At 40.0% G+C, this 25,631-nt stretch carries 24 protein-coding genes; 1 reads left to right on the top strand and 23 read right to left on the bottom strand.

Annotation, left to right across the window (positions count from 1 at the left end; genetic code table 11):
- Positions 1-3: 3 nt before the first annotated feature.
- From H8S37_RS17070 to H8S37_RS17035, 8 genes are all read right to left on the bottom strand, one after another.
- Positions 4-1,065 (bottom strand): hypothetical protein, encoded by a 1,062-nt coding sequence (locus tag H8S37_RS17070; protein WP_186877277.1) that lies wholly within the window; start codon positions 1,063-1,065, stop codon positions 4-6.
- A 20-nt stretch (positions 1,066-1,085) separates the two neighbouring features.
- Positions 1,086-1,832: a 3-deoxy-manno-octulosonate cytidylyltransferase gene (locus H8S37_RS17065; protein ID WP_186877276.1), complete on the bottom strand. Its 747-nt coding sequence runs from the start codon at positions 1,830-1,832 to the stop codon at positions 1,086-1,088.
- Positions 1,833-1,847: 15 nt separating this feature from the next.
- A complete protein-coding gene (locus H8S37_RS17060; RefSeq protein WP_186877275.1) occupies positions 1,848-3,935 on the bottom strand; it encodes an HAD family hydrolase in 2,088 nt (695 codons plus the stop codon).
- A 68-nt stretch (positions 3,936-4,003) separates the two neighbouring features.
- A complete protein-coding gene (locus H8S37_RS17590) occupies positions 4,004-5,725 on the bottom strand; it encodes an ATP-binding cassette domain-containing protein (protein ID WP_186877274.1) in 1,722 nt (573 codons plus the stop codon).
- Between the two features lie 12 nt (positions 5,726-5,737).
- Positions 5,738-6,550 carry an ABC transporter permease gene (locus H8S37_RS17050; protein ID WP_186877273.1) on the bottom strand — a complete coding sequence of 271 codons (813 nt, stop codon included), beginning with the start codon at positions 6,548-6,550 and terminating at the stop codon, positions 5,738-5,740.
- Entirely contained in the window at positions 6,522-7,934 is a 1,413-nt protein-coding gene (locus H8S37_RS17045; RefSeq protein ID WP_186877272.1) for a hypothetical protein, read from the bottom strand. The genes H8S37_RS17050 and H8S37_RS17045 overlap by 29 nt, the downstream gene beginning before the upstream one ends.
- Positions 7,897-8,733, bottom strand: a complete 837-nt coding sequence (locus tag H8S37_RS17040; RefSeq protein ID WP_186877271.1) for a glycosyltransferase — start codon at positions 8,731-8,733, stop codon at positions 7,897-7,899. Before H8S37_RS17040 ends, H8S37_RS17045 begins: the two co-directional genes overlap by 38 nt.
- Positions 8,687-9,892, bottom strand: coding sequence for a glycosyltransferase family 4 protein (locus tag H8S37_RS17035; RefSeq protein WP_186877270.1), 1,206 nt, complete (start codon positions 9,890-9,892; stop codon positions 8,687-8,689). The genes H8S37_RS17040 and H8S37_RS17035 overlap by 47 nt, the downstream gene beginning before the upstream one ends.
- A gap of 232 nt (positions 9,893-10,124) precedes the next feature.
- Here H8S37_RS17035 and H8S37_RS17030 point away from each other — a divergent pair, with 232 nt between their 5' ends.
- Entirely contained in the window at positions 10,125-10,436 is a 312-nt protein-coding gene (locus H8S37_RS17030) for a helix-turn-helix domain-containing protein (protein WP_186877269.1), read from the top strand.
- A 72-nt stretch (positions 10,437-10,508) separates the two neighbouring features.
- Here H8S37_RS17030 and H8S37_RS17025 read toward each other — a convergent pair whose 3' ends face one another.
- The 15 genes from H8S37_RS17025 to H8S37_RS16955 form a co-directional block, all read right to left on the bottom strand.
- Complete coding sequence (locus H8S37_RS17025) at positions 10,509-11,075, bottom strand: manganese efflux pump MntP (RefSeq protein ID WP_186877268.1); 567 nt, start codon at positions 11,073-11,075, stop codon at positions 10,509-10,511.
- 21 nt (positions 11,076-11,096) lie between these two features.
- The gene (locus H8S37_RS17020) at positions 11,097-11,711 is read right to left on the bottom strand and encodes a sugar O-acetyltransferase (protein WP_186877267.1); all 615 of its coding nucleotides are present in this window, start codon (positions 11,709-11,711) and stop codon (positions 11,097-11,099) included.
- Positions 11,708-12,541, bottom strand: coding sequence for an EFR1 family ferrodoxin (locus H8S37_RS17015; RefSeq protein WP_186877266.1), 834 nt, complete (start codon positions 12,539-12,541; stop codon positions 11,708-11,710). The genes H8S37_RS17020 and H8S37_RS17015 overlap by 4 nt, the downstream gene beginning before the upstream one ends.
- On the bottom strand, positions 12,541-13,302 hold the full coding sequence (locus H8S37_RS17010; protein WP_186877265.1) for an SseB family protein: 762 nt from the start codon (positions 13,300-13,302) through the stop codon (positions 12,541-12,543). Before H8S37_RS17010 ends, H8S37_RS17015 begins: the two co-directional genes overlap by 1 nt.
- A gap of 19 nt (positions 13,303-13,321) precedes the next feature.
- Positions 13,322-14,341, bottom strand: coding sequence for a UDP-glucose 4-epimerase GalE (gene galE, locus H8S37_RS17005; protein ID WP_186877264.1), 1,020 nt, complete (start codon positions 14,339-14,341; stop codon positions 13,322-13,324).
- 60 nt (positions 14,342-14,401) lie between these two features.
- Positions 14,402-15,322 (bottom strand): nucleotidyltransferase family protein, encoded by a 921-nt coding sequence (locus H8S37_RS17000; protein WP_186877263.1) that lies wholly within the window; start codon positions 15,320-15,322, stop codon positions 14,402-14,404.
- 164 nt (positions 15,323-15,486) lie between these two features.
- The gene (locus H8S37_RS16995) at positions 15,487-16,998 is read right to left on the bottom strand and encodes a hypothetical protein (RefSeq protein WP_186877262.1); all 1,512 of its coding nucleotides are present in this window, start codon (positions 16,996-16,998) and stop codon (positions 15,487-15,489) included.
- Between the two features lie 4 nt (positions 16,999-17,002).
- Positions 17,003-17,518 (bottom strand): RNA polymerase sigma factor, encoded by a 516-nt coding sequence (locus tag H8S37_RS16990; protein ID WP_186877261.1) that lies wholly within the window; start codon positions 17,516-17,518, stop codon positions 17,003-17,005.
- 200 nt (positions 17,519-17,718) lie between these two features.
- Positions 17,719-18,135: a PaaI family thioesterase gene (locus H8S37_RS16985; protein WP_186877260.1), complete on the bottom strand. Its 417-nt coding sequence runs from the start codon at positions 18,133-18,135 to the stop codon at positions 17,719-17,721.
- 207 nt (positions 18,136-18,342) lie between these two features.
- Complete coding sequence (gene pgmB / locus H8S37_RS16980; protein WP_186877259.1) at positions 18,343-18,999, bottom strand: beta-phosphoglucomutase; 657 nt, start codon at positions 18,997-18,999, stop codon at positions 18,343-18,345.
- Positions 18,963-21,302 (bottom strand): glycoside hydrolase family 65 protein, encoded by a 2,340-nt coding sequence (locus H8S37_RS16975; RefSeq protein ID WP_243207242.1) that lies wholly within the window; start codon positions 21,300-21,302, stop codon positions 18,963-18,965. The genes pgmB and H8S37_RS16975 overlap by 37 nt, the downstream gene beginning before the upstream one ends.
- Positions 21,289-22,362 (bottom strand): Gfo/Idh/MocA family protein, encoded by a 1,074-nt coding sequence (locus H8S37_RS16970; protein ID WP_186877258.1) that lies wholly within the window; start codon positions 22,360-22,362, stop codon positions 21,289-21,291. Before H8S37_RS16970 ends, H8S37_RS16975 begins: the two co-directional genes overlap by 14 nt.
- Positions 22,363-22,375: 13 nt before the next feature.
- Positions 22,376-23,167, bottom strand: coding sequence for a sugar phosphate isomerase/epimerase family protein (locus H8S37_RS16965; protein WP_186877257.1), 792 nt, complete (start codon positions 23,165-23,167; stop codon positions 22,376-22,378).
- A gap of 19 nt (positions 23,168-23,186) precedes the next feature.
- Entirely contained in the window at positions 23,187-24,251 is a 1,065-nt protein-coding gene (locus H8S37_RS16960) for a zinc-dependent alcohol dehydrogenase (protein ID WP_186877256.1), read from the bottom strand.
- Between the two features lie 24 nt (positions 24,252-24,275).
- Complete coding sequence (locus tag H8S37_RS16955) at positions 24,276-25,613, bottom strand: sulfatase family protein (protein ID WP_186877255.1); 1,338 nt, start codon at positions 25,611-25,613, stop codon at positions 24,276-24,278.
- Between the last annotated feature and the right edge of the window lie 18 nt (positions 25,614-25,631).

Raw genomic sequence — 25,631 nt, 5'->3', positions numbered from 1 at the left:
ACTCTAAATTTCTACCTCCTCTAGGTATTCTTCTGTATAATGGTCTTCAAAAATCCCTCTTAGTCCGACTGGATTCAAAGAAATAATTTTTATGTCAGGATATAATTCATCAATATATATTTTAAATTCTTTCCATATCTTAACCATCCATGAATTGTCAAATGTAATATCCGATTGATAAAAAAATCCAGAAGAACAGTCACAACCTACTATATAAATCTTTTCAGGATGACAATGCAGTATAAACTGCATTGCACTGAATGCAATTCCTCCTGGATGCAGAGGTTCCAGTTCAATGTCATACGCAATATTGCTCATTTGATAGTCGTATACATAATATTCTTCTGCTTTCGCCATATCTACCAAATACCGTGGTGCCCTCCTTACATGCTGAGCTCCTGGTGTCGTTCTACAATGTTCCATACGTCTGTCTGGAATCCTACCAAAAAATTTTTTGCATTTATCTCCTCTATATAGAGCAATATTCTTTCTTTTTTCTTCATCCATATAAAAATCCTGGCAAAACAGATAATCAAACTTGACATTTTCAAGTGCACACGCGTTATTTACTCCTACATAGATAGCTTCTTGTATAGGCTGATGGTACTTTACTGTCGGTCCTGAAGCCACAAGAACAACAGTCCGTCCTAACATAGAGTTTTTATACGGCCCAAAAGTTTGTTTATGTAGTTCCTGACACTGAATCAATGTTTTTACGTTACTAGTCTCAGCATAAATTTTATTTAATTTATTATGCATCTGACCAATTGATTTTAGTACATTTTGTATTTCATTCCTCTGTTCGTTTACGATATTTTCTAGATTTTTCAGCTGTTTATCCTGTTCATAGTTCCAGCCACTTAAATTTTTTCTTTTTAAAATCCGAAGCCCCAAAAAATAGTAGCACTTTTGGTACCTATCTGAAAAAGTACTCCATATTCCCATAAAATACTTTCTTTTTACAGCCCCATCTTTACTATCCTCTCTTTTATATACAGGAATTCCAAATATTTTTCTGGAGCTTCTAACACCTTCTGTCATTTCTTTTGTATATATAAAGCCCATAGTTTCTCTCCTTTGTTCCCCTAATTTCCCTGCATATTTTTCACCATTTTATTTACTTTCTTTAAATCATTTAACGTATCTACCGCGACTGTGTCCGAATCGACTTCAATAAATTTTACACGATATTTATTTTCAATGAACCTCAGTATCTCTATATCTTCAATCGCTTCTATTTTTCCTTTTCCATATTTTTCGCCATACTCACAATAAAATTTAAGTGCTTCTGGCCTAAATCCATATACACATACCTGCTTATAATACGAATAATCAATAGCACCTTTTGGATATGGTGCTGTGCTTCGTGTCAAATATACGCCTTCATTTTCTCTATTGGTTATAACTTTGGGTACTGTAAAATTTACTACATCTACAGGATCTATAATCTGCGTCATAAGATTAGAAACCAAAAGACTGTCATCCTCAAAAAATGGTAAAATTGCTTTTCTTATATTCTCCGGCTCTATAAGCGGTTCATCGCCTTGAATATTGACATATAAATCTGCTTTTATTTTCCGCGCCACTTCTCCTACACGATCTGTCCCTGTTAGATGTCTATCTGACGTCATTACCACATTTATATTATTTGCTTCACAGGCTTCTCTTATACGTTCATCATCTGTAGCTACATAAACTTGATCAAATTCTTTTACTTTTATGCACTGGGTATACACCCACCAAATCATTGGTTTACCACAAATATCTGCCAACGGTTTGCCCGGAAATCGTGAAGATTTATATCTTGCAGGAATCACACCTATTATTTTCATTACTTATTCCTCCTATTACTCAATATTTGTACTGTCCATAAGGCTTTCCATTTCTTTCATAAATTGCCTATTTACATCATTTTCTACGTTAAGCAATGGTGCATATGCGTCTCGTCCCCCAATTTTAAAAATTTTATTTTCTTTCTTTTGAACCTTGTCATACAAAGTAACAAAATCTAGAATTCCTTTCTGTATATCTTCTATCTCTCTTTTATTTCTACTTTCCTTTTTTAACTCACATTTCCATTCTCCTTTCTCATCAAAATAAAATCCTTTTAGACTCCCATGAGGAGCATCCAACAGCATCTCCCAATAAAGATTATGTCCTTTTCCCGGATCGTGAAACTTCCACAAATCCCTATTTTCTCTTTGAGAATATAAATAACTTACGAGCTTTTCCATCTGAAGAAAGGCCTCTCCTACATCTGGTTCGGTATTATGGCAGGTATTCGTTCCTGCAATGATTCCTATTATCTTACAATTCATTTTCCAAAGTTTATTTACAATATAATCTAAACTAAGTGCTCCACTCCCTGCCCAGCCAATATCTACCGCAACAACTTTATTACAACATTTCAAAATCTCTTCAAAATACTGTTTTCCCGCTTTAAGCTGTTCTTTATAATGTTCCAATACATAATCCCAATTTTTTAATAGGAATTGTTTAACCTTATCTACATTTTTTTCAGTTAAATTAGTCTGCGGTAACAGTTGACACTCTGTACATAATGTTTTCAGCATGTCATCAAGCTCCATTGATTTCATTATTTCTTCCAATGTATATTCTTGATTTACTTTGTGATACAGGAACCGTCTAAAATAGTCATACTTAAAATATTCTGCTGCCATCTTTACCGCAGCTAAACGTGACCAATATACATACTGCACACTCTCTGCTTCATTAGGATATAATTTTTCATATGCCTTCATTAGGATATAACCGTCTCGAGCAAAGAACAGAATCTTATCTATCTGATGTATTTTTCTATACTCATGGATAAACTGACAATATCCTGTTACAAACAATCCACCATAAATAAACCCATATTCATATTCCCTTGTATATTCATAAAGTCCATTATGGATATGTGTATTTACAATTCCACGATAAATACTTCCTATAACAACAGACATATCCTCTGCTCTATATTGTGCTCCTGCTACATTTACATTTACATAATGGACAGTATCTAATCCCTGCTTTTTTGCATTTTCTATATCTGCTATATAGTTATCTCCTATGTGGATAAAAGAGAGTTTCTTTCTTTCTAAATCTTGTCTATTTATCTGATTCTCTATCGTGTTTTTATTCCAAAGGTATTCTTCTTGTTTTTTAACCTCTTTATACAGACTCCCTTCACTTTTCGACTTACCCACATCACAGGAAACGTAATACGCATCAAACTGTTCATACCCGCAGCTTTTCAGCAATGCCTTTATCTGTTCTGCATTAAGATACATATCTGATGTAATGATTATTCTTTTATGACTATTTCTGAGTATTTCTACTGCCCTGCGCATGTACGGATTTGCAAAACAGTATGTTTTTTCCATTTCTATTTCCCGCTTCATTGCTATCTTCTTATCAATTCCCGCTTCCCTTGAAAATAAATCATAGATTTCTGACAAGTTTACTTCATAGTGATTTTCCTTTTCGTATTTTTCTTCTCTTGCTCTTAATTCCATCTCTATACGGATTCTTCTAAAGTCCATATATCCTAGTTCTTCCCCCAGAATATAAAATAAATCTGCTGGTTCAGAAAAGGGACGTAAAATCAATGTGTCAAACACGTCAAAGGACACAACATCATACTGCTCAAGTCTTTTTGCCAACATTTCAGGGCTCTCTCGTTTTGACAGCGACGATTCACTCCCTTTACTATATAAATGTTTAGCTTCGTAATACGGATATTTTTCTAAAACGTTTAGTTTTTTGTACCGGAATACATGATATATAAGGTTCAACCAAAATAGATACAACCATGCTCCTATTCTTCCCACACCTTTTGTACTATTCCGTCTCCGTTTATATCTTTCCCGTATTCCCGGCACCTTGTTTACAAGGAGCATATAAATCCAGTCTATCTTTCTTGTGCTGTTCATTGTCATCGTTCCTTTTTCAACTTAATTCTTGGTCTTATCCTAGATATCTGTTCTTTATACTGTTGTCATCATTCTTGATTCATTTTTTCATATACCTCACATACTTCCTCCGGTGTACCGAATGCGCGCAATCTTCCTTTTTCTATCCACACTGCCTTTGTACAGTTACTTTTTATGACTGAAGTAGAATGAGATACAATCAGTACAGTGGAACCTCCATTCATCATCTCCTTAATCCTTGCCGAACTCTTCTTCTGGAAAAACATATCTCCTACACTTAGTACTTCATCTAAAATCAGGATTTCCGGTGTATCTCGGATAGTAGCAATAGCAAATCCCAGTCTAGATACCATACCAGAAGAATAATTTCTTACTTTCTCTTCCATAAATCCTTCCAGCTCTGCAAATTTTACAATCTCCTCATATTTCTCATCTATAAATTCCTTTGTATAACCAATGATCGCCCCGTTCAGGTATACATTCTCCCGTCCGGTCAGTTCAAAGTCAAATCCTGTCCCCAAAGTCAACAGTTGTATCTTGTTCTTGTCTACTATAACCTGTCCCTTTGTCGGAACCAACACGCCAGATATAATCTTTAAAATGGTACTTTTTCCTGAACCATTTGTTCCTATTATTCCTACTACCTCTCCTTTATACACAGTAAAACTTACATCATCCAGAGCTTTAAACAGCTCATAACTTCTCTGTCTTTTAATTGTTCGGATTAATAATTCCTTAATGCTGGTAGCCTCATCCTTTTCCCGTTTAAAGATCATCGTAACGTGCTGCACATCTATTTCTATTTCACTAGTTTTATTTAAAACTTCTTTCTGTCTGTCGTTTTCTCTAACCTTTTTCAGAAGATCCGCTTTCTGATAGGCTATTCTCTTTGCCCTACATCTGCGTCTGTTTCTTCTCTTTCGTTCAGAAATACGTATTAGTAGAAAGAGTAATACCGCTAATATAAAAAACAGTCCGGCCAAAATAAGGAACACTATTCTCTGTATATCGTTGCCACCTTCCTCTTTTTCCTCTCTGAGTACCTCAACTTCTTGGTGTCTTGTCTTTTCTTCTTTTGTCGTTCCTTCTCCTGATAGATTCTGCACCCTGTTTACTGTAAGTGTATAAACTGCACGCTTTCCTTCCTCATTCATTGTCGTAATCCATATTCTGTTTTCTCCTATAACCAGTGATGTATCCGATATTTCCACTGTAGTTGTATCTGAGTCTGCAACTGCCGTAACTTCTACCTTCTCAATATTTTCTGCCAAATCTAAGGTATATGACAAAATATCTGGTTGAAACCCTTCAATTATCTTTCCATTAACTAACAGGGACTTTAATGCACACCCTTCTTCCAACGGTACTGTTATAGGAGCAGATGTTGATGCTACAGCAGCCGTCTCGCCAGATTCATACTGTACAATTACATTTTCAATAGTAATGTCAGTAGTTCCTGAACAAAGTGGGACGAAATACAGCATCTGGCTTACTTCTATACTTTCTTCTCCTACAATTTCTACTTTTATTCTTCCTTCTTCCTCCAGTTCTCCTCCAGAACTATACTGCAGTATTTCCGGATCATAGGTTACTATCATCTCCATGTAATAGATAGGCGTATCAGAGGAAACATATACCCCTATCGGAGATTCTATACCCTGCATCCATTCATAAGAAGCAGAACCAAAACTAGAGGTCGCTTCTGCCGCCTCTGTTCGTATAATTCCAACGGCAAGACTACTTATGATACTCATTCCTATGATCAGAATCCTTTTTATATTTCTGCCCATAAACCATCCTCGCTAAATCTTCTGCATAATCTTATTTCTATTTTTCCGGAAAATATAATAGCCTAAAAAATAGATCACCACAGCCCATACAACCATACGAAAAATTTCTTCGAATGAAGGAAGTCTTCCCTGCATAATAATGCTTCTCATAGAATCTATATAGTTAAAAATAGGGTTTATTTCTATGATTTTTCTAATGATTCCTTCCAGCCTTTCTACAGGATAAAAAATTGCAGAACAATACATCCATAACGTTAATAGAACAGAATAAAGGTGTTTCACATCCCCAAAGAATACATACGCCCATGCTAAAATAAATGAAATCCCCATTGTAAAAACCAGTAAAAAAAGCACGATAATCGGAAAGAAAAACATTGTTAAATTTGGTTTTACTTGAAATACAAGAAGCATCACAACATATGCCATCATGGAATATCCTAAATTCACCAGAGCTGTGTATATCCTTGCAAGAATAAAAATTTCCATCGGTAGCTTTACCTTAATCAACATCATCTTATTGTCAACTAAAGCAGTCATAGCAGCATTTGTTGCTCCAGTAAACAGTTGCCATAAAATAAAACCTGTCAAATAATATATTGGATAATTATCAATAGAACGTTTAAATAATTGTGAAAAGATTAAGGAAATAACCGCCATTGATAAAAGGGGATTGAGCACACTCCACAATATCCCCAGATAGGATCTGGAATATTTTCTTTTTATTTCCCTTGAGGTCAGTTCCCGAATCACAAAAAAATACTGTTTTCTTTTCTCCGCTTTTTCTTGTTGTTCTTTTCTAGGATTCGTTTTTCTCGTTTCTGCCATTTTCTTTTCTCCAAATATACATCTGCCTCATATAAAGCAGGTATTTATACATACTGTACTGTATAAGGTGGTATCCCGGACGCTTTGCACAGCGTACTGCGCTTCCTTCATACCACGCGCTTTCTTTTATCTCTTTTTTCCGTATACCCGACAATGCAAGCGCCTTACTGACCACATGGTTTTCCTTCAATTCTCTGCGGTTCATCTTTACAGCCAGGGGACGGTTTCCGTATTCCAGCACATCATCACAAAAAGGCAGGTTGCCGTATCTTTTTGCCTCCGCCCTCGTCGGTCTTGTCATAAAAAGCTTCAATATCTTTTTTAAACTTTGTTTCGCATCTTCACAGTCTGTATTCTCTAAGCTTCCTGTCTCTTTTGCTGCCTGTCTTATATAGCCTGCCAGGGCTGTTTCCAGGGATTCTAAATACGCCTTTCTTTCCGGTGTAATCTCCCCGTATACCGGCACATACTTCCCCTCTTTTTTCTCGTATCCAAGAGTCATTCCATGGGGCGCGCTAAAAAGAACTTCAAATACATTATTGTTGAAATTTACCTTTTCACACAGCTGTCCTTCCGGACTAAAATAGAAACAGTGGTACGTATTTCTCTTCACTTTCTTTGGCAGCTCATACAGTCCGAAATAGTATCCCTCCAGTTCTTCTGTGCGTCCCATATATCTTAAAACTTCCTGCAAAGTCTTTTGCATAGAGCCTACCCAGCCGCTGTCCACCACCGCATCCGAAACACCGTCTAAGAATCCTTCCTGGGTAAGATAGCCCTTAAGCGCCGGCAGTGCTTCTCTGGAATGTTTCCGCATGGCTTCCATAAAGACAGCAGATTTTCGCAGCGCCTTTTTTATCTCCTTTAGCTGCGCATAAGAGACCGCTGCTCTTTTTTCTTTTCCCAGTTCCTTCAATACCGCTTCCTTTTCCCCTTCCTCCAGGCCGGCGCGGTTTAAAAGGTGTTCCATGTCAAGCCCTATGCTGTCTCTGCAGATATACTCCATGGCGTCTTTTTCATTCAGATGAAACACAGGAAGGCGCAGACAATAGCGGGAGCAGCTTATATACCGGCAGTCTATGTCTAATTTCCATTTTTCCTTGTAAACCAGCGCTGCCCTGTACATAAAATACCCGTCTCTTGCCAGGAAATAGAGTCTCTTTTTTCCACTTTTAGCAGCCTCCTTTAACACCCATATAACAAATACATTGAGTACAGGCCCCAGGACATAACTGCCTAATTCTAAAAAGCTATCCTTTTGCTCCGCTCTGTCTGTCTCCTCTGCCGGCCCTAAGCTGCCGGAGGGGCAATACAGCTTCTTTTCCTCTAAATATTTCTTATATAGCTTAAGTCTTTCTGTTTCCCTCTGTATCCAGAGCACCATGCCTTCTCCTCCTGCGTATCTGCCGTATCATTTTTATTCCCGGAATCCCGCCTGCCACAGGCCTTACTACAAAAGCCATGTTTTTAAGCGTCAGAATCCCCAGCCTTTGAAACCCCTGATACCGGATCTGCATTTCACGGAAACGGTATTTCATCTTTCTTTTGTCATAGCTTTTCCTGTCCTCCCTATACAAAAGAAGGGGCTCCTGTATGTTATATCCATATCGTCCGTTTGCATGCAGCCGCATAAACAGTTCATAATCTTCGCATCTTTTGGTCAGCCGGGAAACAAGATACCCGCCTGCCTGCTCTAAAATCTTTCTCTGGAACATCACAGAAGGGTGAATATACGGGGAATATTTTAAAAAATCCTCTGCTTTTGGCATTTCCGGCATGACTTCTTCTCCCCATATACCGGTGTCATCTATCAGGCCGGCATTTGTCCCCGCCCATCCATACTCCGGATGCTCCTCTAAAAACTGATACTGTCTCTCCAATCGCCCGGGCAGGGAAATATCGTCGTCATCCATCCGCGCGATATACCTTCCCTCCGCCTGGCTGATGCATTGATTTAAAGCGAAGGCAAGTCCCTTGTTTTCCTTATTCCGAATCCACCGGATCCTTGTATCTCTTCCGGAAATCTGATATATTTTTTCCGCATACTGTTTATCTGAACCGTCATCATATAAAATCATCTCCCAGTCTTTAAACGACTGCTCCTGTATGGACTTAACAGCCGCGCTCAGCCTCTTTTCATCCGGATTGTACACACCCAGGATGACCGATATCTTTTTCTCCATCTTCTATTCCCCGATATATTTCTTCCATCTGACTCCTCGTTTTCTCTTTTGAAAATCTTCTTACAGACTCCCTGCACCAGGCAGACAGTTCCTCTTTTTCTGTTCCCTCCAGGTTTTCTATATATTCCAGCCCCTGTATAAAGCTGCCTGTATCCAGGCTTGGACAGACATATCCGTTTTTCTTATGCTTCATATATTCCCGGGTCCCTCTGTTATCCGAAGCAACCACCGGGATTCCCATAGAAAGGGCTTCCAGTGCTGCCATTCCAAGTCCCTCTCTCTTGGACGGAAATACAAAACAATCCGCGCTCCCCACAACCTTGCGGACATCCGTTTGATACCCGTACAGCTTTACATTTTCATGAAGCCCCATCTCTTCTATCCACCTCTTCATTCGGTTGTAAAAAAATCCGTCTCCGCAGATTCCATAGAGGTAATGGGAAATATCTTTTCCTCCCTCTTTCATCTTTTTCAATGTTTCCAGAACCAGATGCTGGTTCTTGTTTTCATTCAGCTCTCCAGCCGTAACAAAGAAGAATTTATCCTGCGCCCCCAGTTCTTCTCTGTTCTTTTTCTTCTCTTCTTCTGACAATGGAGAAAAAAACGCTCTGTCCAGGCCAACGCCGGGAATTTTATACACCCTTCCTCCCTGTTTCAGCCGGAATTTTTTTGCCCTGTCATAGTCCTCCTGATTAATGGTAACCAGCACGTCCGTATACCTTGCCAGCAGCCTTTCCACCAGGTAATAGACGGTATTATTAAGCAGGGGCGCCCCTTTATAAAAATGGAATCCATGTGCCGTATAGAGAACCTGTATCCCTCTGTTCTGAAAATATCTTCCTGCCAGGCGTCCCAGCACTCCTCCCACCGGTGTATGGCAGTGAATCACGGAGATCTGAAAGGTGTCGATTATATCTAAAAGCTGCCCAAATGCTTTTTTATTTTCCCGTATCATATAAGGAGAACGTTCAATATCAATGTGATGGGGTTCTACTCCCATCCCGCATAAAGCCGTTTCATCAAACAGGTAATGCTGTTCCCTCATATTTGCCGCATAATGCACCGTATAGCCCAGTTCTTTTAAAATTTCCACATCGTCTGTCTCAAACTTTTTTAAAAAGCCGCTGACTGTAGACAAAATCAGTATATTTTTATTCATAGAATCCAAAACCTCTTCGGGGGAAGGAAAACCGCCTCTTATGGTTCTACCCCCCCCCCTAAAAATTTCTTATTTTCTATTTAGTATTTCCTCAAACAAAATAATATATGATATAAAATCACATTCTTATACATTATATGCTTTATAATAGCATATTGTCAACAAAATATGCTTTTATATACCATATTTCTACATATCTAATGCTTTATAATGTCTTACAAGAGGTGATGGTGTGTACGAAAGAGAATTTTCCAGAAGGTTATCTGAATTGCGGCTCCAAAAAGGTGTATCCGCACGGGATATGAGTTTATCACTAGGACAGAATTCTGGCTATATCAACCATATTGAAAACCGGCAGGCACTTCCTTCTATGGCAGTATTTTTTAATATCTGCGAATATTTCAACCTAACTCCGGAACAGTTTTTTAATATGAACTGCCAGCAGCCAAGTCTCATTACAGAAATTACGGAAGATTTAAACCATCTGACTCCAGAACAGCTTCATTGTCTCGCAGTCATTGTTCACGGAATTGCCGCAAAATAAAAAGACTTTACATTTGGCTTTAGATTCATATCTATGTCAAATATAAAGTCTTTTTATTCCTTATTTTATTTTTTACAGCAGACCAAGATGTTCTAATAGAATCTTTACACCGAGTACAATTAAAATAATTCCTCCCGCAAGCTCTGCTTTCGCTTTGTATCTTGTTCCGAAAAGACTCCCTATTTTTACGCCTGCTGCCGCGATCACAAAAGTTGTCACTCCTATAAAGGTGACTGCCCAGCCAACATGGACATTCAAGAATGCAAATGTAATGCCAATTGCCAGTGCATCGATGCTCGTCGCCACAGCAAGGACAAACATTGTTTTTATATCCAGCGCCGCATTTGCCTCCTCTCCGTCATCGTCTCTGGAGAAAGATTCGCGCACCATATTTGCACCAATGATCACCAACAGTACAAATGCAATCCAGTGATCCACCGCTGTAATTTTGTCTCGAAACTGATATCCGAGAAAATATCCCACTAGCGGCATGAGTGCCTGAAAGCTCCCAAACCAGCCCCCTACTATCAACATTGTCTTTTTTGACAGTTTGGGCATTGCCAGCCCCTTACAGACAGAAACAGCAAACGCATCCATCGATAACCCCACTGCCAGAATACATAATTCTGCTATTCCCACTTGCGTTTCCTCCTACGTTCCTTATTCTTCCTTATTTCTTCTGTATTCTTCTGCCAATTCTTCCCAATACTTCCTATCCTCTTCTGTGATTTCACGGATAACTCTACAGGGATTTCCTGCCGCTATCACTCCGGAAGGGATGTCTTTCGTCACAACAGAGCCTGAGCCAATCACTACGTTGTCTCCTATCGTCACTCCTGGATTCACCACCGTATTGCCGCCAATCCATACACCGTTTCCAATTTTCACTTTTTTTCCAAACTCCAGCTGCGTATTACGCACACCTGCATCTATCGGATGTCCTGCCGTATAGATACAGACTCTTGGAGCCAAAAATACATTATCGCCAATCTCTACATCACACACATCTAAAATAATACAGTCATAATTGGCATAAAAATTTTCTCCTACGGAAATATGGCACCCATAATCACAACGAAACGGAGGTTCTATCCAGATATTCTCTCCTGTCTTTTGGAACAGTTCCTTTATCAACCGAACCCGGAGATTACTCTCCTCCTCTGTAGAATGGTTCAACAGTCTTGTCAATCTTCTGGAACGTTTCGCATCCTTCGCCAGCTCTTTATCATCTGCAATATACAATTTCCCTGCCAGCATTCGTTCCTTCTCTGTCATCTCTTCTCCCTCTTCTGCTCTTTCTTTTGATTTGCAATCTCCTGCCACCCTACATCTGGATGGTGGTACTGCTTTCTTCCTCTTAAAATAGGCATAGAAACGGTATGCGCCTGTTTGGGACACCAATGATAGCATGCATAGCATGCGGTACAGCAATTCCCATGCACTGCTCTTCCATTTTTTATCTGAATATTACCCGTCGGGCAGATCTTTTCGCAAATTCCACATCCTGTACATTTCTTATCATCCGGATATGGTTTCATCACTGTGCTGGCCATCCCTTGTCTGTAAAACCAAGAACCAGTCACAAAGTTTGGTTTCACGCTGCCCGCATAATGTTTTTGCATACCTCTTCTTTTATCTGAAAGAAATTTTTGATTTACACTTTTTGTGTTTTTCTGAATATCTTTTATAATGCCTTCTAATCTTTCAGGTGCTTTCTTAAGCTTTTCCGTCTCTTTTGCCTTTTTCCCGGGAATGCAGTTCCCTGGCATTGGCAGATCAAACACAGCAGACAGCTTTGTATGCTTCATCTGAAGAACCTTCTCTAAATTTTTAGCTGCTTTTCCATTTTTTCCACTGCTTGATGTAAACACTGCAAAAATATATTTAGGGTTTTTAAATGACAGCTCCAGCAAAAATGCTTTTACAACCCAGGGGAGATCATTCATATAGACTGGAAACACAAATCCAATCCTATCGTCTTCTATCTGTATAGCTTTGTCCGCCGCATATTCCATGATCCCATGACATTCACCCCAAAAACGGTTCGCTATTTTTTTTGCCGCCCAGAGAGTATTACCTGTTCCACTAAAATAAAAAACAATCATTATTTTTTCCTCTTAATAGGAAGCTGCAAATTTACTCCAAAAGGATTGATCACAACCCCCTTTGCCTCTGGTACAAGAATATTAAGAAGCTTATCTGCTTTTATAACCGCAGATTTAAACTTCTGTTCCCTGTTAAATTTCTGAAATTCTATAACATCCGTAAAAATCGGCTGAAATGACGTTCCATCCTGTTGTTTTAACAGAGGGATTTTATTTCCTTCCTGTACTGCCGCAATGTAAGTCCCTCTCTGGAAATTTGAAAGAATCTCCTCTTGAAGCTCCTTCATTTCTTCTGTCAGCTCCGGCTTCTTATGTCTGCGCATTTCCTGCATAAAATAAAGCGATGTCAGATGTAATCCTGGATTTTCTACCCAGACCTTTCCCTCTGGAAGGTGGTTTATATCTCCCCGCTTTACCAGATCTTCCAACTGGATCGCTGTTATTTTCTCTTCCTTATTTTCAAACACAAGGCAATTTATCCCCATTGTATATAAGCTGGAATAAAATGGAAGTAACTGCTTCCTTCCCACTTTCCCTACATTGACCGGCTGATTTTCATTTCTGTATTTTTCTGCACATTTTTTTGCCGTTTCTAAATCATTAAACAGAAAAATCTTATCGTCGTACGTCTCAGGATCACACACTACAAACGGCATTTTCGTACATGCAGACATCAGCATGTATATTTCCTCCGAATTGCGCAAATCACTTAGCACCTGTTTCTTTTTCTCTGTTATTACAGTCTCTTTTTGTTCGCTCATAACAAAAACCCTTTCCTTTTCATTCCCCCTGGTACCCATTGGGATTCTGGCTCTGCCATCTCCAGGAATCTTCACACATTTCTTCCAGCCCGCGTTTTGCTTCCCAATGCAATTCTTTTTTCGCCTTTGAAGCGTCACAATAACAAGTTGCAATATCACCGGGACGGCGTGCTTTGATTTCATAAGGAATCTCTTTTTTACATGCCCTTTCAAATGCTTTCACCATATCAAGTACAGAATATCCTCTTCCGGTTCCCAGGTTGTAAACAGATACACCTGTTTTTTCTTTTAATTTTTCAACCGCACAGACATGCCCGTCTGCCAAATCTACCACATGAATGTAATCCCGCACACCCGTTCCGTCCGGCGTATCATAGTCATCTCCAAATACGCCCAGACATTTTAATTTTCCGATCGCCACCTGTGAAATATACGGCATAAGATTATTGGGAATTCCTTTCGGATCTTCTCCGATTTTTCCACTCTTATGTGCTCCAATGGGATTAAAATACCGAAGAAGAACCACATTCCATTCTTTATCTGCTGTATGCAGATCTGTCAAAATCTGCTCCAACATCCATTTTGTCCATCCATACGGATTTGTACAGATTCCCTTTGGACACTCTTCGGTAATGGGTATAAATGCAGGGTCCCCGTATACAGTCGCAGAAGAACTGAAAATAATATTTTTCACATTGTGTTTTCTCATTACATCGCAAAGTGTCAGTGTACCATTTATATTATTGTCATAATACTCTAAAGGCTTTGCCACAGACTCCCCGACTGCCTTTAACCCGGCAAAATGAATGACTGCTTCTATATCTTCTTTTTCAAAGATTTCATCTAACCCTTCTGCGTCGCGGACATCTACTTGATAAAATTTCACTGTTTTCCCTGTAATTTCTTCTATACGCTCTATTGCTTTTTTTGATGCATTATATAAATTATCTACAATTACTGTGTCATATCCTACATTCAGCAATTCTACGCAAGTATGGCTTCCAATAAATCCGGCTCCACCGGTTACTAAAATAGACATGTTTCTACCTCCTTTTTCTGTCTTTAGGCAAGTCCTTTTTTTCATCATTGTTTGGTTATTTTATTCCCACAGCTTCTGCGGATATTTTCCTTCATCCTTTAATGCCTGGAGCGCTGCCGTCACCAGCGGCTTGTCCTCTTTATAGGTTACACCGTACCATTTATCTTCTGTATCTAAAACAGTCACTGTCGCACGTCCACTTTCCAGAAGATCGCTTACTACAGACGGCAGAAAATATTCGCATTTCAGAGGATTCTCTTTCAATCCCTTTTGCAAAAATGCAGGAAATCCTTCTTTTATTTCTTTCATTATACTTTTTGTAAAGCCCCACATATTTAGAGATACCAGTTTATTACCTTCTACCGGCACCCAGGTTTTTCCGTCATCTTCTGAATAAGCGATTCCGTCTGCGCGTTTTTCAATCCGAGTCCTCTCATTGATCTCTACAAGTTCCTGTTTCTCGTTTAATTCACAGATACCGCGCGCCACATATCCATTGTCTGTCATTGTATTTTTCAAACGGTAGCCTACCATTGTATAGCGGTATTTGTCATCATCCTCATGGGTAGTAAGAAATTTATAAATCGTCTCAAAAGCATGCTGTCCATAATAATCATCCGCATTGATTACCGCAAAGGGTCCGTCTATTTCCTCGTATGCGCTTAATACAGCATGTGCCGTACCCCAGGGCTTCACTCGTCCCTGCGGCACTTGAAATCCTTCCGGCAGACTGTAAAGATCCTGGTATACATAAGATACATCCATCACCTTTTCAATTCGTTTTCCAATTGCTTCTTTAAAATCCTCTTCATTTTCTTTCTTTATAATAAATACAACTTTCTCGAATCCTGCTCTTTTTGCTTCAAAAATGGAAAAGTCCATAATAATATGCCCTTCCTTGTCAATCGGGTCAATCTGCTTTAAACCGCCGTATCTGCTCCCCATTCCTGCTGCCATAATGATTAAAACCGGCTTCTTCATCGTAATCCTCCTTACACTTATTCTCATGCCAAAACTTACAGCTCTTAAGCTATACAATCATACAGTAGAATTATAAACGTCATAAGAATCCTTGTCAAATTACAAAACAGGAGGGGCTTTTGCTCCCCTCCTGTCGTTTATATTTCTATTGATATTTCTGCTTTTTATTCTGTCACTTTCACATACGGATTCGTTATCCAATTTCCATTCAGCATTTCTTCTGCATATGACACGTAGAATTTCAGGTACATAGAATCCAGCACATCTGCGTCCGCTACATACACGAGTGTATATTCCAGCTCTTCTTGATCTGCAAGTGGCCTGTAAAGGCTGCTTTTTATTCGTTCTATCCCTTCTGTATAATACATCTGGTCGATATAAATCGGGAAACTTGCCCCGTCTCCGCTTCCCCACTGTAGGGAATACTCTTCATTTGCAGGGAAAAATGTCGGTCCATAACAGGAAAGTCCTCCGTCTTCTCTTTCTTCCTTTACAATCAGATCCGGTGCTAAATTCACGCTTTCATTGTTCATGCCGGAAACGTTTTTTACTTTCATTTTCACTATGACATACTTAGATGATACTTCCTCTAATCTTGGCTCCTCTTCGGTCTGTCCTTCTGCTGTCATCGCATACGTATACCGAAAATGTGTTTTTAATGTACCGTCCTCATTTACCCATGGCGCAACTTCCTCATAGCTGCAATAATTTTCGCTAGGATATTTCTCCATATCCAAGCTGTCTGCTATCTGGATATCCTGTACCATATACTCTATATTCTCCTCAGGAACCCCCATGTCCTCCGTAAGGAACGGATTTCTGATGACATCCCCTGTCTTATAAATATTTTCAATTGGAATTCCATATTTTATTTTTTCCTCTTTTTCTTTCTCCTGTGTCTCTTTGTCTTCCCTTTGCATTGCGAGTTCTTTTTCTATCTCTTCTTCTGTCGCGTAGCTTTCGGTTTCGTCTAATACTTCTATTTGCAGCCCTTTTGCTACCTTAAGCAGTTCTTCCTTTCCTAGTGTTGTCTCGCTGCTTATCCAAACCATATATCCGTATTCCTCATTCGTAAGAAAAATATTGATTATCTTCTTATCTGCATCCACATAGGGCGCTTTCGCTTCTACAAATATATCCTGTCTCTGTCCGTCTATCTCGATCTCTTCTACATAATCTGACTTAGCAAAAGATTCTCTGTAAACAGAATTGCCTGTTCTCTCTCCCCAGTAGAGTTCTGCCGCATTCACCGGTACAATTGTAATTCCGCTGTCCGTATCATAATTATGCCATTTTCCGCCGTAGGCAGAAGTCTCGTCGCCATATACATATCCCTGCGGCATATATGTGGGAGTCACCTTAATTTTATGTGCCTCCTTCTGCGTATCCACTTGTATATTATACAGTATTTTCTCTGCATTTTTTGTATCTTCTTTTATATTCACCTTTAAAAATTCATTTGCCGCAAACCCCGCAAGTCCCACAGCAGCCACCATAACAGCGGCAATAACAGCCATCTTTCTTATTCTATATGTCTTCAAATACTTCATTGTCACTTTTGAATCCATACTAATTTCCTGATATGCCGCCTGTATTTTCTTTTCCACGCACTCTGGAAGTTCCGCCTCTTTTTTCAAAATTTGTTTTATCTCTTTGTCTGAATATTCCTTTTTCATCTATTTACCTCCTCTCTCCTACAGCCTCTAAATGATATACTTGTCCTAATTTTTTCCTTCCTCTGGACAATCTTGTCTTCACTGTATTCTCATCCATTTCCAAGATTTGGGCAATCTCCCTGATTTTGAATCCCTCTCCGTAATAGAGAAGCAGTACAACACGGTATTTGTCATCTAAAGAATTCATTAATTCCTGAAATTCATAATTCTTAAGCTCCATACATTCTTCCCCTTGTTCAGGCAAAATTTCCAGAAGATATTCCTTTTGATTCTGCCTTATAATATCCTTACAATTGTTTATCAAAATACGAGTCAGCCAAGTTTTAAAGTACTTTGGATTTTTTAATTTTGCGATATTATCATAACAATTCAATATAGTCTGCGATATAGCATCTGCAATGTCTTCATCCTGACGCAGATAACTCCGTGCAACTTTGTACATACTGGATTTACATAGCTCCATCAGTTCTACAAATGCCTGATCATCTCTCTTCTGTGCTTTCTTTACTAAAAATTTCAATAACAGATTTCCCCCTTTCTTATTCTGTAGGTCTATATTTCTTATAGTATCTATGTTCCCCTCTATCTTGCCGGCATTGTCTTTACATACATTAGACGCCAAAACCTCTCATAAGGTTTCACTATCAAGGATAAAAGTTAAGTTTCCCCACTATACATAAAAATGCCGGAATACGCTCCGGCACAATGTTCTATCCTATTCTACTTTTCCAATACGATTTTCTTACCCAAGGACATATAACTAAAAGTTCCTGCTGTCAACAAAGTTCCTCTTTCATCTGTAATATCTACTCTATAGACAAGAAGTTTTTTTCCTCTTTTTATTTCCTTTGCTTCAGCCACTGCCTCCTTAATTCCTATTCCTGCACGCAGATAGCGGATGTCCGCATCTACTGTCGTCACTTGTTCGCCGTGTGATACTGCTGCGGAACCGCCTGTAATATCAGCCAGTGTAAAAAGACATCCTCCATGCATAGAGCCAATCGGATTTAACAGGGCGTCTGAAGCTGTCAGCTTCGCACGGGCATATCCTTCTTTGATTTCTACAATTTTAACACCCACCATATCCCCAAACGCATTCTGAGACATTCTTATTTTCTTTAGCAATTCATAGTCCATTTCCTGATATTCTCCTTCATTTGTTTACTCTTGCAAGTTATAACTCTATATGTATTTATTATCTGTATGATTTCCTTTTTCTAATATTAACATACAGAAAATACTCCGGCAAGTAAGGCTCCTTTGCTGAGTGCTTTTATTCTTTGTGCCACCGAAAAAACGGATGACGTTTAAATTTCTCTTCGTCATCCGTTTTATACTCTGTTTTTATACGAGCACAGTGAAGATATTCGACAATTCCGCTGTACTTTCCACATGGAAATCCGCCGCGCTTAAGGCTTCGCTGCTGCCGACCCCGATACAGCACATTCCACATGCATGCGCTGCCTCCACTCCGGCCTTTGCATCTTCAACAACCATACATTTTTCATAAGAAATCCCGAGTTTCTTCGCCGCCGTCTGAAATACTTCTGGATGCGGCTTCGCATGCTTTATGTCATTCCCGTCTACAATCTCGTCGAACAGTTCCTCTATTCCCAGTCTTTTGAGTATCATACCGGCGCTTTTACTGGCCGATCCCAAAGCGATCCTGCACCCCTTCATTTTCAGACTTTTTATAAGTTCTACAATTCCAGGCAATATCTCTGAAGGTCCCATATCCGAAAGCATTTCCAAATAATACATATTTTTCTTTTCTGCAAGTAATCGTTTTCTTTCCTGAGAACAGTTTTCTATTCCTCCTATCTTCAATATAATATCCAGTGATTCCATGCGGCTTACGCCTTTTAACTTTTCATTTTCTTCTATACTCAGATAAAATCCCAGTTCATCTGCCAACTTTTTCCATGCAGCATAATGATATTTTGCCGTATCTACAACTACCCCGTCTAAGTCAAAGATACATCCTCTGATTTTTTCTTCCATTCTTTTGTTTCCCCTGTATCTCTATACAATTCCAAACTTCTTACAAATGTGTATCTCTTATCCTCCACACATACATATAATGGTTCTTTCAGTTCTTTCGTGGCTTCCATAACAATCCTTTTTTCTGAAACAGCAAATTGTATTTCTATTTTGCAAAGAGTCAGAAAAAAGGAAATTTCTTTCCAATTTTCTGGAAGACATGGACGAATCCATACTTCCGTTCCTGTAAAACGGACGCCTGCAAATCCAAAAATCAGACAGTTCCAAATTCCTCCCATAGATGCGGAATGAATCCCATCTGCACTGTCATATGGATTATCATTCAGATCTATAAACAACGCCTTTTTAAAAAACCTGTCTGCTGCCTTTTTATCTCCTGTATATGCACTTGCCTGTGCATGGACGCAATAACTCAAGGATGAGTCATGAAGAGTTCTTTTTTCATAAAACAAAATATTTTTTCTGACAATATCATCCGGAAAAAGCCGCGGAAAAAGATCAAACAGCATTATCACATCAGCCTGCTTCAACACTTGCATATTTACGATCTCGTCACGTGAGTAGTCCAGCAGGACAGCTTGTTTTACCTGAGAAGATTTATATTTTTCTATCTCTTGAAGACAAGGCTTTGACAAAAATGTATCATCCTGTGGAATGATGCCGTTTCTCCCAGGCTTTGGAAGATATATTTTACTTAAGAATTCCTCAAATTTTTCCAGATATTCCAGAAAGCCTGTGCGCTGTTCGAGTCTGCTGCATTCTTTGTGTCCACCCTCTTTTAACTGCCTCGCATATCTACAGGCCGTCTTTACGCAAAACTCTGCCATATAGTTTGTATATGCATTGTTATTTATATGTTCTGTATATTCATCCGGTCCGATCACATCATATATGCAGTATCTATGCTCTGTCTCATCCCATTTTGCGCAGGAAACCCAGAATTTCGCCGCTTCAAATATCATTTCATATCCGCACTGTTCCATAAATTCCCTATCGCCGGTTACCGTAAAATACTGTTCCACTGCATAGATAACATCTGCCGTCACATGGTATTCTTTTATTCCGGACCAGACACGGTTTGCTTTGCCTGTATGTATATTCAAGGCTGCATATTTCGGTGTTTCTTCTTCTCCTGTCTTTGCCGCCTCCCATGGAAACATTGCCCCTTGGTAGCCATATTCCTTCGCCTTCTGCCGCGCCTTTTCCAGGCCAAGGTATCGGAACATTAAAAGCTGCCTTGCTTTCTCGGGATATGTATAGATCAGAAACGGCAATATGAAAATTTCTGTGTCCCAGAATACATGCCCTTTATACCCCTCTCCCGTCAGTCCTTTTGCAGCAATGCTGCATTCTGCTCTGTCAGGAGGCGTCATTCCAAGCATATGATACTGGCTGAAAGAAATTGCGGCCTGCTGTTCCAGGCCGTTCCCCTCAATACCAATACCCGCTTTTCTCCAGAAATTCTGCATCTGTTTCCTATGCATACAGAATTGCTTCTGGTAGCCTGTGTTTTTAAAGCAATCCATATAACGGCGCGCCCGACAGTCCTCCGTTTCCCCTCCCTGGTATATATAAGCGGCCTTTTCTATCTCTATATCATTTTCTTCTGTAAAGCTGTATATGCCATATATGCTTCTACGCTTTAACGTAAAATCCTTTTTTGCCACAGTACCTGTTTTTATTGTACATGCTGTTAATACCGTTACTATGTTTTCCTCTAGTTCTCCTCTGCTTTCCATCACTTCTCTGTCATAAACTCTTTCTGTCACGGAATGGAAATGAGAAACCCCGCTGTTTGTAATCTGTCCGTTAATGCCTGTTGTAATTTTTATGTTCTTTCCTATTCCATTACATATATGCACCCGGTAAGACTGCATAAACAAATGTTTATTATCCAGTGACGCAAATCTTTTTACTTCTATTTCTACTAAAGTTCCTGTGGAGAGTTCAAATACATAAAAAAGCCTGAGTTCTCCGCTTAATATATCTATTTTTCTTGTACAGGAATGTAATTTTGTACTGTCTGTATGGATTTTTTCTGCGTCAATCTCTATTCCAAACCATGTAATATCCGGACAATTCACCAGTTCTGTCACTTCATTCTCATAAGCCTTGTCGAAAACTCCGCATAAAAACATCCCTCTGCTTTCTTCAACTGACAGAAACGGATGGACTGCACGAACTCCCATATATCCGTTGCACTGTGCAAAAATAGATTCTGTCTTTAATTCATACAGCGGAGCATAAGAATTTTCCGTCAGCCACAGTCTGTTTTTCTCTTTCTCTATCTTATAATGTTCCATAGCTGTACACTCCATTCTTTTTATCACAGACTACGGGCCGGCCCGTTTCCGCCGATTCGTATAAAATCCCTATAAGGCTCTGGATATACGTACCCTGCCACGGTTTTACAAGCAGTGTTTCCCTGCCTAAACATGCCTGGACAAAATTCCTGTCCAATTCCAGATGCAAATCCTTTTGCCCGGTAAAAGGAAAAGTTTTGTCATAAAGTCGGCCCGCTTCTTCTCCATATATCTCCAGCGGGAACAACTGTGCGCCGCTCCTGTCTCCATACAGCAAAATATTTCTGATATCTTTCTCTTTCTGGTTCAGAGCAAAAGAGGTTTGAATTTCCAGACTGCATCCATTTTTAAATTTTACAAATCCAAACAGCCCGTCCTCTACTGTAAATTTTTCAGGATTCCATTTTCCCATCAGTCCTTCATGATATGTTTTCCCTATTCGGTTGCTGGAGGCAGCGCATACATAGTCTATACGAGGATAATCCAACAAATATAATGCGCTGTCTAATACATGCGCCCCTATATCTATCAGCGGTCCCCCTCCTTGTATTTCTTTGTCTATAAAATTCCCCCATCCTGGAATTCCTCGTCTCCTTCTCCATTTCACTTCCACATGGTAGAGTTCTCCTAATGTGCCCTGTTCTATAGCCCGGTGCAGGAATTGCACCTCTTCACTACTTCGCAGATGGAATCCATACGATAGCAGACATCCTTTTTCATGCGCCTTTTTCTCCATTTGTTCTGCCTCTTCCGCTGTAATGGCCGGCGGCTTTTCGCAAAGTACATGGCATCCTCTGTTTAATGCTTCCATCACCGTCTGATAGTGGAATTTATTAGGAACACAGACTGTTACCGCATCTGGCTTTAACTCTCTTAACATTTTTGTACTAGAATCAAAATACTGCGGAATATGAAATGCATCCGCTGCTTTACGCGCAGTTTCTATTCGTACATCACAGATTCCTGCCAGTTCTACCTCCGGCATTGATATATAATTGGGAATATGTGTCGCCTGTGCTATCTGCCCCGCTCCAATAAGCGCCATTCTTAAATGTTTCATCTATCTGTCTCCTCTAAATATATCGCCGCATAAATTCTACAGATTTTTGATAAGCTTCCAGCGGATTGTCTCCTCTGACTCTTCCTTCATTAATTATCGGACCTTCATATCCAATTTCTTTTAAAGTATTTATATGTCGCTCCCAGTCTATCGAGCCGCTTCCCGGCTGATACCTGTGGTTCTCTGCTATATGCACATGCCCGATATAGTTTCTATATTTTCTGATGGAATTGGTTATGTCGTCCTCTTCAATGGACATATGGTAAAAGTCGAATGTCGTCTTCACTCTCTTAAACATTCCTTTTACTATAATATCCACCGCATCCTGCTGGGTATTGAGCATATGATCTTCATAGCGGTTTAATGGTTCCAGATAAATATACGTCCCCGTTTCCTGTGCTGCCTTGTCCAGCTCCGCCAAAGAAGTAAGCAAAGCCTCTCTGTCTCCTTCCCTGCTTCTGGGAGACACCATTGGAGGTAATCTGTAGGAAAACATTCCCCACGCCGCGGGTACTACAAATCCCGTTCCTCCTACTTTCGATAAAGCTTGCAGGATTCCTTTTATATCTTCTACACCATTTTTTCTGCGTTCTTCAATGAAATCTCCTATCCATCCTCTGCATCCGTTGCAGGCAGAACTCACTGAAAGGCCTGTATTTTCAATCGCTCTTTTTACTTCCTCTACATTTTCTGTAAGCAGCTTTCCATCTATTTCAAAACAGTCAAACCCCATTTCCTTTACAAATTTGAATTTTTCTTTTATTTCAGTTGGAAAAAAATCCTTATCCTGTGTTCCCAACAGCATCTTTGTTCCTCCTTTTTCTTTATTCCCTCTCGGAAAAATCTACACCCATTTTAATACTTTTCTCAGGATGCCTGTCTACATATTCACAGAATCCTTCTGCGCAGTCCTTGAATGGCACCACAGGATCGATGATCTCTTCACAATTTAAGTGGCCATTCATCAGCAATTTCCAGCATACATCTTCAATCCGTTTTCTGTTCCACCGTGGGTATTCCGGATTTGGTTCGCTACATGCACGTGAAAAGATGATTTTGCCATAATTATAATGTGCCTCCTGTCCAAGCCATAACCCTGCCGGGAAAGGCTTTGCAAACGCTACATAAGCGATCGTCCCATTATAAGCAAGCCCTTTTAGTGCTGCCTGCAGTGCATGTACATTCCCACTCGTTTCGATAATTACATCGGCTCCTTCCTTTCCTGTCAGCCGTTTTATCTCTAGTCCGGTATCACATACCGCAGAATCCAGCACATAGTCTGCTCCTGTTTTCAAGGCAATCTTTCTTCTCTTTTCAATCGGATCGATCCCGATCACCGTTTCCGCCCCTATCTTCGCGGCAAACTGCAGCGCGATCAGTCCAATCGCTCCCAATCCAATCACAGCGACACGATCGCCAGGACGTACATCTGCGTCTCGGATTCCGCTGAGTGCAAATTGTGCCGGATCATAGCAGACCGCATTTTTTGCAGAAGCATCTTTGCTCATTTTGCGCAATTTATAATTGTCAACCGCGTTTACAATCTGTGTTTCCTTTATAGAACCGTAAGAACATACCCTGTCGCCGATTTCGTAATCTGTCACCTGGCTTCCCTTCTCAATAATTGTACCTACGAACATATTTCCAAGAGGAAGATCTCCAAATTCAATTCCTCTCGGCTCTCCTTGCTCTCTTTCTCTAAATATCCGCCATTCCTCATCAAATCTGCCGTCAATAAACGGGGTAGTTCCACGGAAATCCGCCAGCTCTGTCCCATGTTTCGGCGCTGCAAATTCTACCTTCACCTTTACTTCATTTTCTTTTATATCTCTGTCTGAATATTCCTTCAGTTCAGCCGTTCTGGGTGCCGTCGCCACTAATTTTTTCATTCCTGTTCTCCCTTCGTTTATATATTATTTTTCCGCTGGAAGCTGAAACACATCACCGGTTTCTGCGATCCACTTTTCTAACTTTGTTTTCATTTTCTGCCGCATTCCTTTATATTTATCATTATGTGCAAGATTCACCTGTTCGTAAGGATCTCTGTTCAAATCAAAGAGTACCCAGTCAGTCCCTTCAAAGCAGCCGTACTTGTAGCCTTCCTTTGTCAGGATTCCTCGCCATGCTTTATTAACACTGTCATGGTGCCCGGTAGGAACCACAGACTGAAGATAAACGCTGTCCGGATACCCTTTTGCTCTTTCTTTATCTAAAAGCCGGAAGGAAGAATAGTCATATCCTTTCATCCAGTCTGGCTTGCTAATTCCGCAAAGTCCCAATGTAGTCGGAGCAATATCTACATGGTTGATGAATACCTCCTCTACCTTTCCGCTCTTTCTGGCCACTTCATGTCCTCCCAGCTTTTCTCCTCCGATAATGAACGGAATTTTTATTGCCTCTTCATAAATTGTCGTTTTTCTAAACTGACCGTGCGAACCATGCATATCGCCATGATCACTGAAGAACATTACATGCGTATCTTCGATCATCTCCAAATCTGTCAATTCTTCCAGGATTTCCCCTACATTGTCATCTATCTGTTCAATCATCGCGTAATATCCCGCCAGTTCTTCTGACGCCTGCTTACGTATATACTCTACCTCTGGAACATTTTTTCTGAATTGTATTTCTCCAGGATTACGCCTGCCAAATTTAGGGGAGGCAACATAGGGATTGTGCGGAGGCTGTATAGACAATACTGCAAAAAAAGGCTCTGGTTTATTCTTCTTTTCCTTAAGATATTTTAAAAGAATTCCTGTCAAAGCATCCGTTTCATGCCCTTTCACGCGGAACATATCGGTTTCTCTTTTCTGTATATGTCCATGCAGCCAGCAGTCCATCTGGGCATTGTTATTCTCATATCCAAGCCAGGTTTGAAATCCACCGCGCCTTTCACGCGGTACGAAATGAGTTCCCGCACGTTCTCCGTCCATCGGGCCTCCGTCCAGATGCCATTTTCCGATATAGCATGTATCATATCCATTCTCGTTAAAGATATCGGCGATCGTCTCCCTATGAGGCATCCTCATATCGTGTCCTGGAGCACATTTATGCGGATATTCACTAGTCAGCATAGAACCGCGGAAAGGACAGCACAATGGCACTCCTGAAACTGCATTTGTAAATTCTGCCCCGTTTCTTGCAAGGAAATCAATATGAGGTGTGTGAACATTGACATCCCCGCTGATTCCCAATGCCTGTGCCCTCAGTTGATCTACCACAATCCAAATTACATTTTTCTTTTTTTCCATCTTCTTACCCTTTCACGC

It is taken from the genome of Mediterraneibacter hominis (assembly GCF_014287475.1).
GTDB lineage: Bacteria > Bacillota > Clostridia > Lachnospirales > Lachnospiraceae > Mediterraneibacter > Mediterraneibacter hominis.
The sequence above is the reverse complement of the archived record's forward strand: the minus strand, read 5'-3'. Positions and strand labels throughout refer to the sequence as shown.

What these genes read in the sequence shown, in the direction of transcription:
- H8S37_RS17070 (WP_186877277.1), bottom strand. Translation starts at nt 1,065, where the DNA reads ATGGGCTTTATATATACAAAAGAAATGACAGAAGGTGTTAGAAGCTCC.
- H8S37_RS17065 (WP_186877276.1), bottom strand. Translation starts at nt 1,832, where the DNA reads ATGAAAATAATAGGTGTGATTCCTGCAAGATATAAATCTTCACGATTT.
- H8S37_RS17060 (WP_186877275.1), bottom strand. Translation starts at nt 3,935, where the DNA reads ATGAACAGCACAAGAAAGATAGACTGGATTTATATGCTCCTTGTAAAC.
- H8S37_RS17590 (WP_186877274.1), bottom strand. Translation starts at nt 5,725, where the DNA reads ATGGGCAGAAATATAAAAAGGATTCTGATCATAGGAATGAGTATCATA.
- H8S37_RS17050 (WP_186877273.1), bottom strand. Translation starts at nt 6,550, where the DNA reads ATGGCAGAAACGAGAAAAACGAATCCTAGAAAAGAACAACAAGAAAAA.
- H8S37_RS17045 (WP_186877272.1), bottom strand. Translation starts at nt 7,934, where the DNA reads ATGGTGCTCTGGATACAGAGGGAAACAGAAAGACTTAAGCTATATAAG.
- H8S37_RS17040 (WP_186877271.1), bottom strand. Translation starts at nt 8,733, where the DNA reads ATGGAGAAAAAGATATCGGTCATCCTGGGTGTGTACAATCCGGATGAA.
- H8S37_RS17035 (WP_186877270.1), bottom strand. Translation starts at nt 9,892, where the DNA reads ATGAATAAAAATATACTGATTTTGTCTACAGTCAGCGGCTTTTTAAAA.
- H8S37_RS17020 (WP_186877267.1), bottom strand. Translation starts at nt 11,711, where the DNA reads ATGACAGAGAAGGAACGAATGCTGGCAGGGAAATTGTATATTGCAGAT.
- H8S37_RS17015 (WP_186877266.1), bottom strand. Translation starts at nt 12,541, where the DNA reads ATGATTGTTTTTTATTTTAGTGGAACAGGTAATACTCTCTGGGCGGCA.
- H8S37_RS17010 (WP_186877265.1), bottom strand. Translation starts at nt 13,302, where the DNA reads ATGAGCGAACAAAAAGAGACTGTAATAACAGAGAAAAAGAAACAGGTG.
- galE (WP_186877264.1), bottom strand. Translation starts at nt 14,341, where the DNA reads ATGTCTATTTTAGTAACCGGTGGAGCCGGATTTATTGGAAGCCATACT.
- H8S37_RS17000 (WP_186877263.1), bottom strand. Translation starts at nt 15,322, where the DNA reads ATGAAGAAGCCGGTTTTAATCATTATGGCAGCAGGAATGGGGAGCAGA.
- H8S37_RS16995 (WP_186877262.1), bottom strand. Translation starts at nt 16,998, where the DNA reads ATGAAAAAGGAATATTCAGACAAAGAGATAAAACAAATTTTGAAAAAA.
- H8S37_RS16985 (WP_186877260.1), bottom strand. Translation starts at nt 18,135, where the DNA reads ATGGACTATGAATTGCTAAAGAAAATAAGAATGTCTCAGAATGCGTTT.
- pgmB (WP_186877259.1), bottom strand. Translation starts at nt 18,999, where the DNA reads ATGGAAGAAAAAATCAGAGGATGTATCTTTGACTTAGACGGGGTAGTT.
- H8S37_RS16975 (WP_243207242.1), bottom strand. Translation starts at nt 21,302, where the DNA reads ATGGAACATTATAAGATAGAGAAAGAGAAAAACAGACTGTGGCTGACG.
- H8S37_RS16970 (WP_186877258.1), bottom strand. Translation starts at nt 22,362, where the DNA reads ATGAAACATTTAAGAATGGCGCTTATTGGAGCGGGGCAGATAGCACAG.
- H8S37_RS16965 (WP_186877257.1), bottom strand. Translation starts at nt 23,167, where the DNA reads ATGCTGTTGGGAACACAGGATAAGGATTTTTTTCCAACTGAAATAAAA.
- H8S37_RS16960 (WP_186877256.1), bottom strand. Translation starts at nt 24,251, where the DNA reads ATGAAAAAATTAGTGGCGACGGCACCCAGAACGGCTGAACTGAAGGAA.
- H8S37_RS16955 (WP_186877255.1), bottom strand. Translation starts at nt 25,613, where the DNA reads ATGGAAAAAAAGAAAAATGTAATTTGGATTGTGGTAGATCAACTGAGG.